12 protein-coding genes are annotated in these 12,786 nt (G+C 71.0%); all 12 read left to right on the top strand.

Going from position 1 to position 12,786, the window contains the following annotated elements:
- The first annotated feature begins 3 nt into the window (after positions 1-3).
- The 12 genes from AC07DW_RS09260 to AC07DW_RS09205 all read left to right on the top strand — a co-directional run bounded on the left by AC07DW_RS09260 (position 4) and on the right by AC07DW_RS09205 (position 12,629).
- Entirely contained in the window at positions 4-1,434 is a 1,431-nt protein-coding gene (locus AC07DW_RS09260) for a UDP-N-acetylmuramoyl-tripeptide--D-alanyl-D-alanine ligase (RefSeq protein ID WP_478856996.1), read from the top strand.
- Entirely contained in the window at positions 1,431-2,501 is a 1,071-nt protein-coding gene (mraY, locus tag AC07DW_RS09255; protein WP_189548540.1) for a phospho-N-acetylmuramoyl-pentapeptide-transferase, read from the top strand. The genes AC07DW_RS09260 and mraY overlap by 4 nt, the downstream gene beginning before the upstream one ends.
- On the top strand, positions 2,483-3,922 hold the full coding sequence (murD, locus tag AC07DW_RS09250; protein ID WP_478856995.1) for a UDP-N-acetylmuramoyl-L-alanine--D-glutamate ligase: 1,440 nt from the start codon (positions 2,483-2,485) through the stop codon (positions 3,920-3,922). Before mraY ends, murD begins: the two co-directional genes overlap by 19 nt.
- A gap of 49 nt (positions 3,923-3,971) precedes the next feature.
- Complete coding sequence (gene ftsW / locus AC07DW_RS09245; protein ID WP_478856994.1) at positions 3,972-5,405, top strand: putative lipid II flippase FtsW; 1,434 nt, start codon at positions 3,972-3,974, stop codon at positions 5,403-5,405.
- 6 nt (positions 5,406-5,411) lie between these two features.
- Entirely contained in the window at positions 5,412-6,506 is a 1,095-nt protein-coding gene (gene murG / locus AC07DW_RS09240) for an undecaprenyldiphospho-muramoylpentapeptide beta-N-acetylglucosaminyltransferase (RefSeq protein WP_189548543.1), read from the top strand.
- Positions 6,507-6,519: 13 nt separating this feature from the next.
- Positions 6,520-7,392 carry a cell division protein FtsQ/DivIB gene (locus AC07DW_RS09235; RefSeq protein WP_478856993.1) on the top strand — a complete coding sequence of 291 codons (873 nt, stop codon included), beginning with the start codon at positions 6,520-6,522 and terminating at the stop codon, positions 7,390-7,392.
- 278 nt (positions 7,393-7,670) lie between these two features.
- Positions 7,671-8,885, top strand: a complete 1,215-nt coding sequence (gene ftsZ / locus AC07DW_RS09230) for a cell division protein FtsZ (protein ID WP_478856992.1) — start codon at positions 7,671-7,673, stop codon at positions 8,883-8,885.
- 9 nt (positions 8,886-8,894) lie between these two features.
- Positions 8,895-9,629: a peptidoglycan editing factor PgeF gene (gene pgeF, locus AC07DW_RS09225; RefSeq protein ID WP_478856991.1), complete on the top strand. Its 735-nt coding sequence runs from the start codon at positions 8,895-8,897 to the stop codon at positions 9,627-9,629.
- A gap of 3 nt (positions 9,630-9,632) precedes the next feature.
- Positions 9,633-10,352 carry a YggS family pyridoxal phosphate-dependent enzyme gene (locus AC07DW_RS09220; RefSeq protein WP_478856990.1) on the top strand — a complete coding sequence of 240 codons (720 nt, stop codon included), beginning with the start codon at positions 9,633-9,635 and terminating at the stop codon, positions 10,350-10,352.
- A 142-nt stretch (positions 10,353-10,494) separates the two neighbouring features.
- The gene (locus tag AC07DW_RS09215) at positions 10,495-11,121 is read left to right on the top strand and encodes a cell division protein SepF (protein WP_478856989.1); all 627 of its coding nucleotides are present in this window, start codon (positions 10,495-10,497) and stop codon (positions 11,119-11,121) included.
- 69 nt (positions 11,122-11,190) lie between these two features.
- The gene (locus tag AC07DW_RS09210) at positions 11,191-11,487 is read left to right on the top strand and encodes a YggT family protein (protein ID WP_064071639.1); all 297 of its coding nucleotides are present in this window, start codon (positions 11,191-11,193) and stop codon (positions 11,485-11,487) included.
- 56 nt (positions 11,488-11,543) lie between these two features.
- Entirely contained in the window at positions 11,544-12,629 is a 1,086-nt protein-coding gene (locus AC07DW_RS09205; RefSeq protein WP_478856988.1) for a DivIVA domain-containing protein, read from the top strand.
- Positions 12,630-12,786 lie beyond the last annotated feature (157 nt).

The following is a 12,786-nucleotide window of genomic DNA, read 5'->3' as shown; positions in this document are numbered from 1 at the left end:
GTAGTGATCGCCCTCTCCCTCGCCGAGATCGCCGAAATCGTCGGCGGGCAGTCGCACGACATACCGGATCCGGCCACCCGGGTGACCGGCCCCGTCGTCATCGACTCCCGCCAGGTCGAGCCCGGCTCCCTCTTCGCCGCGTTCGCCGGCGACAACGTCGACGGCCACGACTACGCGCAGCGCGCCATGGACGCGGGCGCGGTGGCCGTGCTGGCCACCCGCCCGACCGGGGCGCCGGCCATCGTCGTGGACGACGTCCGGACGGCCCTCGGCGCACTCGCCCGCGTGGTCGTGGAGCGCCTGGGAACGAAGGTCGTGGCGCTGACCGGCTCGGCCGGCAAGACCAGCACCAAGGACCTCATCGCCCAGGTGCTCCAGCGCAAGGGCCCCACCGTGTGGACCCCCGGCTCCCTCAACAACGAGATCGGCCTGCCGCTCACCGCGCTGCGCGCGGAGAAGGACACCGAGCACCTCGTCCTGGAGATGGGAGCGCGCGGAATCGGCCATATCCGCTACCTCACCGAGCTGACCCCGCCCTCGATCGGGCTGGTCCTGAACGTGGGCAGCGCCCACATCGGCGAGTTCGGCGGCCGGGCGCAGATCGCCCAGGCCAAGGGCGAGTTGGTCGAGGCCCTGCCGTCCGCCGAAGCGGGCGGGATCGCCGTGCTGAACGCGGACGACCCCCTCGTACGGGCCATGGAGTCCCGCACCCACGCGCGCGTGACGCTCTTCGGCGAGTCCGAGGACGCCGCCGTACGTGCCGAGAATGTCCGGCTCACCGAGACCGGACAGCCCTCTTTCAGGCTTCACACACCCACCGGGTGCAGTGACGTGACCTTGCGCCTGTACGGTGAGCACCACGTGTCGAACGCGCTCGCCGCGGCCGCCGTCGCCCATGAGCTGGGCATGTCCGTCGACGAGATCGCCACCGCGCTCTCCGAGGCGGGCACCCTCTCCCGCTGGCGCATGGAGGTCACCGAGCGTCCGGACGGTGTGACGATCGTCAACGACGCCTACAACGCGAACCCCGAGTCCATGCGAGCCGCTCTGCGCGCGCTCGCGGCCATGGGCAAGGCAGCACAGGCCAAGGGGGGCCGTACGTGGGCGGTGCTCGGGCAGATGGCCGAGCTGGGGGACGAGGCGCTCGCCGAGCACGACGCGGTCGGACGGCTCGCCGTCCGGCTCAACGTCAGCAAGCTCGTCGCAGTCGGGGGCAGGGAAGCGTCCTGGCTGCAACTGGGCGCATATAACGAGGGTTCGTGGGGTGAGGAGTCGGTGCACGTGTCCGACGCACGGGCGGCGATCGACCTGTTGCGCAGTGAGCTGCGCCCGGGAGACGTCGTGCTGGTGAAGGCATCAAGGTCGGTCGGGCTCGAGCGGATCGCCCAGGCACTGCTCGAGAACACCACCGAGGGCGAGGTCACCGGCCGATGAGGCAGATCCTCTTCGCGGGAGCCATCGGGCTCTTCCTCACCCTGATCGGTACGCCGCTGCTGATCAAGCTGCTGGCCCGCAAGGGATACGGGCAGTTCATCCGGGACGACGGCCCGCGTACGCACGGCAGCAAGAAGGGCACGCCCACCATGGGCGGCATCTCCTTCATCCTGGCCACGCTCATCGCGTACGCGCTCGCCAAGGTCATCACGGGGGAGGACCCGACCTACTCGGGCGTCCTGGTGCTGTTCCTGATGGCGGGCATGGGTCTCGTCGGCTTCCTCGACGACTACATCAAGATCGTCAAGCAGCGGTCGCTCGGCCTGCGTGCCAAGGCGAAGATGGCCGGCCAGCTGATCGTCGGCATCGCCTTCGCCGTCCTGGCGCTGCAGTTCGCCGACAGCCGCGGCCAGACCCCGGCCTCCACCCGGCTCTCCTTCATCACCGACTTCGGCTGGTCCATCGGCCCGGTGCTGTTCGTGGTCTGGGCGCTGTTCATGATCCTGGCCATGTCGAACGGCGTGAACCTCACGGACGGTCTCGACGGCCTCGCCACCGGTGCCTCGGTGATGGTCTTCGGCGCGTACACCTTCATCGGGCTGTGGCAGTTCCAGGAGTCGTGCGCCAACGCCCAGACCCTGACGAACCCCAACGCCTGCTTCGAGGTACGGGATCCGCTCGACCTGGCCGTCGTGGCCTCCGCCCTGATGGGCGCCTGCTTCGGCTTCCTGTGGTGGAACACCTCACCCGCCAAGATCTTCATGGGTGACACCGGTTCGCTCGCCCTCGGCGGCGCGCTCGCGGGCCTGGCCATCTGCTCCCGCACCGAGCTGCTGCTCGCCCTGCTGGGCGGCCTGTTCGTCCTGATCACCATGTCCGTGGTCATCCAGGTCGGCTCGTTCAAGATGACCGGCAAGCGGGTCTTCCGGATGGCGCCGCTCCAGCACCACTTCGAACTCAAGGGCTGGTCCGAGGTTCTGGTCGTGGTCCGTTTCTGGATCATCCAGGGCATGTGCGTCATCGTGGGACTCGGCCTCTTCTACGCGGGATGGGCAGCCGACAAGTGAGTACCTCCTGGCAGGGCAAGAACGTCACCGTCGCCGGCCTGGGCGTGAGCGGCATCCCCGCCGCCCGCGTCCTGCACGGCCTGGGCGCGCGCGTCACGGTCGTCAACGACGGCGACGACGAGCGCTCCCGCACGCAGGCCGCGCGGCTGGAGGCGGAGGGCATCACCGTCCGCCTCGGCGACGGGGCCACCCTGCCGGAGGGCACCGAACTGGTCGTCACCACCCCCGGGTGGCAGCCCGACAAGCCGCTGTTCGCCGCGGCGGCAGAGGCGGGCGTGGAGGTCTGGGGCGACGTCGAGCTGGCGTGGCGCTTGCGCGAGCGCCCCGGCAAGGCGGCCGCGCCCTGGCTCGCGGTCACCGGCACCAACGGCAAGACGACGACCGTGCGGATGCTCGCCTCCATCCTGGCGGCGGCGGGCCTGCGGACCGCCGCCGTCGGGAACATCGGCGTCTCCCTGCTGGACGCCGTCCTCGGCGAGGAGGAGTACGACGTCCTCGCCGTCGAACTGTCCAGCTACCAGCTGCACTGGGCGCCCTCCCTGCGCGCCCACTCCGCCGCGGTCCTGAACCTCGCCCCCGACCACCTCGACTGGCACGGCTCCATGCAGGCGTACGCCGCCGACAAGGGCCGTATCTACGAGGGCAACCAGGTCGCCTGCGTGTACAACGTCGCCGACAAGGCCACCGAGGACCTGGTGCGCGAGGCCGACGTCGAGGAGGGCTGCCGCGCCATCGGCTTCACCCTCGGTACGCCCGGCCCCTCCCAGGTGGGGATCGTGGAGGACATCCTGGTGGACCGCGCCTTCGTCGAGAACCGGCAGAAGCAGGCCCAGGAGCTCGCCCAGGTCTCCGACATCGACCCGCCGGCCCCGCACAACATCGCCAACGCGCTCGCCGCGGCTGCCCTGGCCCGCGCCTTCGGCGTCCCGGCCACCGCCGTACGCGACGGACTGCGGGCCTTCCGCCCCGACCCGCACCGCATCGAGTTCGTCGAGGAGATCGAGGGCGTCCGGTACGTCGACGACTCCAAGGCCACCAACACGCACGCCGCGGAGGCGTCGCTGGCGGCGTACGAGCCGATCGTCTGGATCGCCGGCGGGCTCGCCAAGGGCGCCACGTTCGACGAGCTGGTCGCCACGGCGGCGAAGCGGCTGCGCGGCGTCGTGCTCATGGGCGCCGACCGCGCCCTGATCAGGGAAGCCCTCGCGCGACACGCCCCCGAGGTACCGGTCGTCGACCTCGACCGGACCGACACTGGGGCGATGTCGGCGGCGGTCGGGGAAGCGGCGGCGCTCGCCCGGCCCGGGGACACGGTCCTGCTCGCCCCGGCCTGCGCCTCGATGGACATGTTCGTCAACTACAACAAGCGGGGCGAGGCGTTCGCGGACGCGGTCCGCGCACTCGCCGCCGAGCGCGCCTGACAGCCACCAGGTCCGGCCGCGCCGGGCACGACTGGAGGGGACTGCGACCATGCCGGCCGATCACGCCGCCGCGTACGCACCGCACCGCGCGGGCCCCGTGGCGGGTATCGCCGCGGGGCTCCTCGCGGGTCTCGCCCTGCGCGGCAGGACCGCCGGGCTGCGGCGGCCCCCCGCCGCCCGCAGGGCGCCCGTGCGCGGCCGGAGGGCCCCCGTTCCCCGCCCGCCGCGCTGGAGCGGGGTACGCGGGCTCTACGAGCGGGCACGACGGGCCTGGGACCGCCCCCTGACCGCCTACTACGTGATCCTCGGCGCCAGCCTGCTGATCACCGTCCTGGGCCTCGTGATGGTCTACTCGGCGTCGCAGATCAAGGCGCTGGAGCTGTCGCTGTCCGACACGTACTTCTTCCGGAAGCAGTTCCTGGCCGCCGCCATCGGCACCGGTCTGCTGCTGTTCGCCTCCCGGGTGCCGGCCAAACTGCACCGGGCGCTCGCCTATCCGCTGCTCGTGGGCACCGTCTTCCTGATGGTGCTCGTCCAGATCCCCGGGATAGGGCATGCCGTCAACGGCAACCAGAACTGGATCTATCTCGGCGGCCCCTTCCAGCTCCAGCCCAGCGAGTTCGGCAAGCTCGCGCTGATCCTGTGGGGCGCCGACCTGCTCGCCCGCAAACAGGACAAGCGGCTGCTGACCCAGTGGAAGCACCTGCTGGTGCCGCTCGTGCCGGTCGCCTTCATGCTGCTGGGCCTGATCATGCTGGGCGGCGACATGGGGACGGCGATCATCCTCACCGCGATCCTCTTCGGCCTGCTGTGGCTGGCCGGCGCGCCCACCCGGATGTTCGTGGGCGTGCTGGCCGTCGCCGCCGCGATCGGCGTGACGCTCATCAAAACCAGCGAGAACCGGATGGCGCGGCTCGCCTGCATCGGCGCCACCGAGCCGGGGCCGGGGGACTCGTGCTGGCAGGCGGTGCACGGGATCTATGCTCTGGCGTCGGGCGGCTGGTTCGGTTCGGGGCTGGGGGCGAGTGTGGAGAAATGGGGTCAACTCCCCGAACCACACACCGACTTCATCTTCGCCATCACCGGGGAGGAACTGGGGCTGGCGGGGACGCTGTCGGTACTCGCCCTGTTCGCGGCTCTAGGCTATGCGGGTATCCGCGTGGCCGGACGCACGGAGGACCCCTTCGTGAGGTATGCCGCGGGAGGTGTGACCACCTGGATCACGGCGCAGGCCGTGATCAACATCGGTGCGGTGCTCGGCCTGCTGCCGATCGCCGGTGTCCCGCTCCCGCTGTTCTCCTACGGAGGTTCAGCCCTGCTGCCGACCATGTTCGCCGTCGGTCTGCTCATCGCCTTCGCGCGAGAGGAGCCCGCGGCGAAGGCGGCCCTGGCCATGCGACAGCCTGTTCTCGGCGCAAGGGCCGGGGTGAGTTGGAAGTCGATGCGACGGCGCGTCAAGAAGCGTCCGTCCGGAGAGCGGTGAATTTCGGTGCATGTCGTACTCGCCGGTGGGGGGACCGCCGGCCACATCGAGCCCGCGCTCGCCCTCGCGGACGCCCTGCGCAGGCAGGACCCGACCGTGGGGATCACGGCCCTCGGTACGGAGCGGGGTCTGGAGACCCGTCTCGTACCGGAGCGGGGCTACGAGCTGGCGCTCATCCCCGCCGTTCCGTTGCCGCGCAAGCCCACACCCGAGCTGATCACCGTCCCGGGGCGGCTGCGCGGCACCATCAAGGCCGCGGAGCAGATCCTCGAGCGGACGAAGGCCGACTGCGTCGTGGGCTTCGGCGGTTACGTGGCCCTCCCCGGCTACCTGGCCGCCAAACGGCTCGGCGTACCGATCGTGGTCCACGAGGCCAACGCCCGGCCCGGTCTGGCGAACAAGATCGGTTCGCGGTACGCGGCCGGGGTCGCCGTCGCCACGCCCGACAGCAAGCTCCGCAACGCCCGCTACATCGGCATCCCGCTGCGGTACACCATCGCCACCCTCGACCGGGCGCGGGTCCGCCCCGAGGCGCGCGCCGCGTTCGGCCTGGACCCCAACCTGCCGACGCTGCTGGTCTCCGGCGGCTCGCAGGGCGCCCGCCGGCTGAACGAGGTGGTCCAGCAGGTCGCCCCGGTCCTCCAGCGCTCCGGTATCCAGATCCTGCACGCGGTGGGCCCGAAGAACGAACTGCCGCACGTCGACAACATGCCGGGTATGCCGCCCTACATCCCGGTACCGTACGTGGACCGGATGGACCTCGCGTACGCCGCGGCCGACATGATGCTGTGCCGCGCGGGCGCGATGACCGTCGCCGAACTCTCCGCCGTCGGGCTGCCCGCCGCGTACGTACCGCTGCCGATCGGCAACGGCGAACAGCGGCTCAACGCCCAGCCGGTGGTCAAGGCGGGCGGCGGCCTGCTGGTCGACGACGCCGAGCTGACGCCCGAGTGGGTCCAGGGCAATGTGCTGCCGGTGCTCTCCGACCCCCACCGGCTGTACGAGATGTCCCGCGCCGCCGCCGAGTTCGGCCGCCGGGACGCCGACGACCTGCTCGTCGGCATGGTCTACGAGGCGATCGCGGCACGCCACAGGGCGTGAGAAGGCAGGGAGCATGGCCGGGCCGACGACGACCACCGAGCGCGGCGCGCCGGGCCTGCGGCGGACCAAGGGGGCGAAGTCCAAGGGCGTGGGGCCCAAGGGCGTCGCGTCCGGACGGCCGCCCTCGGCCCGGCCGTCCCTGCGGTGGCGTCCCGGGCCAGGCGGCGGCCGCCGGGCGCTGCCGGGGCCCCGCGCCGTGCTCCTGCTCGTGACCGTCCTGTTCCTGCTCGCGGGCGGGGTGTGGCTGTTCTACGGCTCCGCCTGGCTGCGGGTCGAACAGGTCACCGCCTCGGGAACGCGCGTCCTGACGCCCGCTCAGGTGAAGGCGGCCGCGGCGGTGCCGGTCGGGGCGCCCCTGGCGTCGGTCGACACCGGTGAGATCGAGGGCCGGCTGCTGCGCGCCCTGCCGCGCGTGCGTTCGGTGGACGTCGTCCGTTCCTGGCCGCACGGGATCACCCTGACCGTGGTCGAGCGCACGCCGGTCCTCCTCGTGGAAAAGGGCGGGAAGGTCACCGAAGTGGACGCGGCGGGTGTGCGGTACGCCACGGTCGACGCGCGCAGGGCGCCCAAGGGCGTACCCCGGTTGGAGGTGACGGCGGATCAGTCGCCCAGCCTGCGCCGCTTCGGGATCGGCCGGCTGACCGCGGAGGCGGTCCGGGTGGCGGGCGACCTGCCGGCGCGGGTGGCGGCGGAGGCCAAGGTCCTGCGTGTCCGTTCGTACGACTCCATCAGCCTGGAGTTGACGGGCGGACGGACCGTGGTGTGGGGCAATGGTGAGGACGGCGAGGCGAAAGCGCGTACGCTCACCGCACTGATGAAGGCGGCGCCCAAAGCGGGGCACTTCGACGTGAGTGCGCCGACCGCCCCTGCGGCGTCGCGGAGTTGACGCACATATGCCCTGGCCAGCACCCTGGTTGGTCAGCGCTATGGGTGATCACATAGGGTGAAAAGAAAAACGGGAGGTTCGGCGTGTTCGTTGAACGTGCGCCACTTGTCGACTTAGTGTCCTGTTCGGAAGAGTCCAGCGAACAGAGACACTGGTAACCCTAAACTTCAACGTTAGGGTTTGGGTCGGCGTTTCGGACCGTCCCATCGGCATCCGTCGTCGCGGCGCGAGACCACCGCGAAGTGACGACACGTAACTCGAGGCGAGAGGCCTTCGACGTGGCAGCACCGCAGAACTACCTCGCAGTCATCAAGGTCATCGGTGTCGGCGGCGGTGGTGTCAATGCCATCAACCGAATGATCGAGGTCGGTCTCAAGGGCGTCGAGTTCATCGCCATCAACACGGACGCGCAAGCACTGTTGATGAGCGACGCCGACGTCAAGCTCGACGTCGGTCGTGAACTCACCCGCGGCCTCGGGGCCGGGGCGAACCCGGCAGTCGGTCGCAAGGCGGCAGAGGACCACCGTGAGGAGATCGAGGAGGTCCTCAAGGGGGCCGACATGGTCTTCGTCACCGCAGGCGAAGGCGGCGGCACCGGCACCGGCGGCGCACCCGTCGTCGCCAACATCGCGCGCTCGCTGGGCGCCCTGACGATCGGTGTGGTGACCCGGCCGTTCACCTTCGAGGGCCGGCGCCGCGCCAACCAGGCGGAGGACGGCATCGCCGAGCTCCGCGAAGAGGTCGACACCCTCATCGTGATCCCGAACGACCGGCTGCTGTCCATCTCGGACCGCCAGGTCAGCGTGCTGGACGCGTTCAAGTCCGCCGACCAGGTGCTGCTCTCCGGTGTCCAGGGCATCACCGACCTCATCACCACCCCGGGCCTCATCAACCTCGACTTCGCCGACGTCAAGTCGGTCATGTCCGAGGCCGGCTCCGCCCTGATGGGCATCGGCTCGGCCCGCGGCGACGACCGCGCGGTGGCGGCCGCCGAGATGGCGATCTCCTCGCCGCTGCTGGAAGCCTCCATCGACGGCGCCCGCGGGGTGCTGCTCTCCATCTCCGGTGGCTCGGACCTCGGCCTGTTCGAGATCAACGAGGCCGCGCAGCTGGTCAGCGAGGCGGCCCACCCCGAGGCCAACATCATCTTCGGCGCGGTGATCGACGACGCCCTCGGCGACGAGGTGCGGGTCACCGTCATCGCGGCGGGCTTCGACGGCGGTCAGCCACCGGCCCGGCGGGACAACATCCTCAGCGCGGGGTCGAGCAAGCGCGAAGAGCCCGCGCCCCCGGTGCGGGCGGCCGAGCCGCCCCGCCCGGTGAGCGGCCTCGGCACCGTTCCGGTCCGCGAGGAGTCACCGGCCCCGGCGCCCGAGCCCACCCCGGCGGTGAGTGAAAGCTCCCTGTCGGTCACCCCGCCGGCGGTCCCGCCGGCCCGCCCGTACCCGGACACCTCGGCCGAGGAGCTGGACGTCCCGGACTTCCTGAAGTGACCGTGTGACGTGATAGGGCAGCACGACTCAGTGGGCGGCGCGCACTTCGCCTTCACCGATCGGTGGGGCGGGGTGAGCGCCGTTCCGTACGAAGAGCTCAACCTCGGCGGAGCGGTCGGCGACGACCCCGGTTCCGTCACGGCCAATCGCCGGCTCGCCGCCGGGGCGCTGGGGCTCGACCCCCGGCGGGTCGTGTGGATGAACCAGGTGCACGGCCGGGACGTCGCCGTGGTGGACGGCCCGTGGGCCCCGGACCGGGACGTTCCGGCGGTGGACGGTGCGGTCACCGCCCGGCGCGGGCTCGCGCTCGCGGTGCTGACCGCCGACTGCACGCCCGTCCTGCTGGCCGACCCGGTCGCGGGAGTGGTGGGCGCGGCGCACGCCGGCCGCCCCGGGATGGTGGCGGGTGTCGTGCCGGCCACCGTCGAGGCCATGATCGCGCTCGGCGCGGAGGCGTCGCGGATCACCGCCCGCACCGGCCCGGCTGTCTGCGGGCGCTGCTACGAGGTCCCCGCGGCCATGCGCGACGAGGTCGCCGCCGTCGTGCCGGCGGCGCACGCCGAGACGAGTTGGGGCACTCCGGCTGTGGACGTGACCGCCGGGGTGCTCGCCCAGCTCGACGCGCTGGGGGTGCGCGACCGGCGCGCGTCGGAGGTCTGCACGCGTGAATCGCGCGACCACTACTCGTACCGTCGCGACCGCACCACGGGGCGACTCGCCGCATATGTCTGGTTGGACGGATAGCAGATGACGGACCGCAAGGCGCAACTCGCCGAGAACCTGGCGCGGGTGGAGGAACGTATCTCTGCCGCGTGCGCCGCCGCCGGGCGTGAGCGCGGGGACGTGACCCTGATCGTGGTCACCAAGACGTACCCCGCGAGCGACGTGCGGCTGCTGCACGAGCTGGGTGTCCGCCACGTCGCCGAGAACCGGGACCAGGACGCGGCCCCGAAGGCCGCCGCCTGTGCGGACCTGGACCTGACCTGGCACTTCGTCGGCCAGCTGCAGACCAACAAGGTCCGCTCCGTGGTGGGTTACGCCCATGAGGTGCAATCCGTCGACCGGTTGAAGCTCGTCACCGCACTGTCGAGCGCCGTGGCGCGCGCCGGGCGTGAGCTGGGGTGTCTGATCCAGGTCGCCCTGGACGCGGAGTCCGGCGAGCGGGGTGAGCGCGGTGGCGTGGCGCCGGACGGCGTCGAGGAATTGGCCGACGCCGTGGCCGCCGCGCCGGGGCTGCGGCTCGACGGGCTGATGACGGTCGCGCCGCTGGCCGGCCCGTACGCGGGACGTCAACGGGCGGCGTTCGACCGGCTGATGGAATTGGCATCGGACCTGCGCGCGTCCCGTCCGGCTGCGAACATGGTGTCGGCAGGGATGAGCGCGGACCTCGAGGACGCCGTGGCGGCCGGAGCGACACATGTGCGCATCGGTACGGCGGTACTCGGAGACCGACCCCGGCTCGGGTAACGTCGCGAAGCAAGTCGGACCACAGCAGAAAATATGGTCATTTCCGCCGAACAGCGGACAGGCCTCGTGGATCGCGGGCACGTGGTGACGCTGTGCCCACTAATGGTGAGGGCGATCCACCACAGAGCGGAGGACTCAGAGAATGGCCGGCGCGATGCGCAAGATGGCGGTCTACCTCGGCCTCGTGGAGGACGATGGGTACGACGGCCGGGGTTTCGACCCCGATGACGACTTCGAACCCGAGCTGGAGCCGGAGCCGGAGCGTGACCGACGGCGCCACCAGCCCCCGCACCAGCCTTCGCACCAGGCGGAGCGCGAGGAGCCGGTGCGGGTCCTCCAGCAGCCCCCCGTGCAGCGCGACCCCGTTCCGCTCCCCGCTGAAAGTGGACGTCCGGCACGAATCGCCCCCGTGGCATCCATCACACCTGAACGACCGAGCCTGGAGAAGAACGCACCGGTGATCATGCCCAAGGTCGTGTCCGAGCGGGAGCCCTACCGCATCACCACACTTCACCCCCGGACCTACAACGAGGCCCGTACCATCGGGGAACACTTCCGCGAGGGCACGCCTGTGATCATGAACCTCACGGAGATGGACGACACGGACGCGAAGCGACTTGTCGACTTCGCCGCCGGTCTCGTCTTCGGGCTGCATGGCAGCATTGAACGAGTGACGCAGAAGGTGTTCCTGCTCTCTCCTGCTAACGTCGATGTCACGGCGGAGGACAAGGCCCGCATCGCAGAGGGCGGATTCTTCAACCAGAGCTGAGAGCACGACACCGGGAACGGCCGGCCGGAGGGCCGGTGAACATGGGATCAGGGGAGAGGGAAGCGCGGGATGAGCGTCGCACTACAAGTGATCTACATCGCTCTGATGTGCTTCCTTGTCGTCCTGATCTTCCGGCTGGTCATGGACTACGTCTTCCAGTTCGCCCGTTCATGGGAACCCGGGAAGGCGATGGTGGTCGTTCTTGAGGCCACCTACACTGTCACCGATCCACCACTGAAGCTTCTGCGGCGGTTCATCCCGCCGCTGCGTCTCGGGGGCGTGGCACTCGACCTGTCCTTCTTCGTTCTGATGATCATCGTCTACATCCTGATCTCCATCGTGAACAGCTTCATGATGAGGGTCTGAGGGTGTAGCGATACGGTCCTGCCGACTGCCGACGACTACGTAGAGGTGAAGGAAAGATGCCGCTGACCCCCGAGGACGTGCGGAACAAGCAGTTCACGACCGTCCGCCTCCGAGAAGGCTATGACGAGGACGAGGTCGATGCCTTCCTCGACGAGGTCGAAGCCGAACTGACGCGTCTGCTCCGTGAGAACGAGGACCTGCGCGCCAAGCTCGCCGCCGCCACGCGCGCGGCCGCGCAGAACCAGCAGCAGCAGGGTATGCGCAAGCCTCCGGAGCAGCAGGACCAACGGCCCGTCGGTCCCGGCGCCCCCGTGCCCGCCGGGATATCGGGTCCGCCGGTCCAGCAGCAGCCCCCGCAGATGGGTCCCCCCCAGCTGCCAGGTGGTGCTCCTCAGCTGCCGGCCGGTCCCAGTCACGGCGGCCCGCAGGGCCAGCACGGCGGCCCCGGCCACATGCAGGGCGGCATGGGTGGCCCGATGGGCGGTCCCATGGGTGGCCCCATGGGCGGTCACGGCCCGCAGATGCCGCAGCCCGGTCAGGGCCCCGGCGGCGACAGCGCGGCCCGCGTGCTCTCCCTCGCCCAGCAGACCGCCGACCAGGCGATCGCGGAGGCCCGTTCCGAGGCCAACAAGATCGTCGGTGAGGCGCGCTCGCGCGCCGAGGGCCTGGAGCGGGACGCCCGCGCCAAGGCGGACGCCCTGGAGCGGGACGCGCAGGAGAAGCACCGCGTCGCGATGGGCTCACTGGAGTCGGCCCGCGCCACGCTGGAGCGCAAGGTCGAGGACCTGCGGGGCTTCGAGCGTGAGTACCGCACGCGGCTGAAGTCCTACCTGGAGAGCCAGCTGCGCCAGCTGGAGACCCAGGCCGACGACTCGCTGGCCCCGCCGCGGACGCCGTCCGCCGCGCCTTCGCTGCCGCCGTCCCCGTCGATGGCGTCGGCCGGTGCGAACGCCCCGTCGTACGGCGGCAACCAGACCATGGGCGGCCCGTCGATGGGTGGTGGCCCGTCCTACGGCGGCCAGCAGCAGATGTCGCCCGCGATGACGCAGCCGATGGCACCGGTACGGCCGCAGGCGCCGCAGCCGATGCAGCAGGCTCCGTCGCCGATGCGCGGCTTCCTCATCGACGAGGACGACAACTGACGGGGCGGGGTCGCGCGATCCGCGCGTAGCCGTCGGTAGGCAGCAGGGCCGGGGGGGGGGGGGGGGGGGGGGGGGGGGGGGGGGGGTGTTTTTTTGGGGGGGGGGGGGGGGGGGGGGGGGTGTGGGGGGGGGGGGGGGGGGGGGGGGGGGGGGGAGG

The sequence above is a fragment of the Streptomyces sp. NPDC045701 genome, assembly GCF_056432045.1.
The sequence above is the reverse complement of the archived record's forward strand: the minus strand, read 5'-3'. Positions and strand labels throughout refer to the sequence as shown.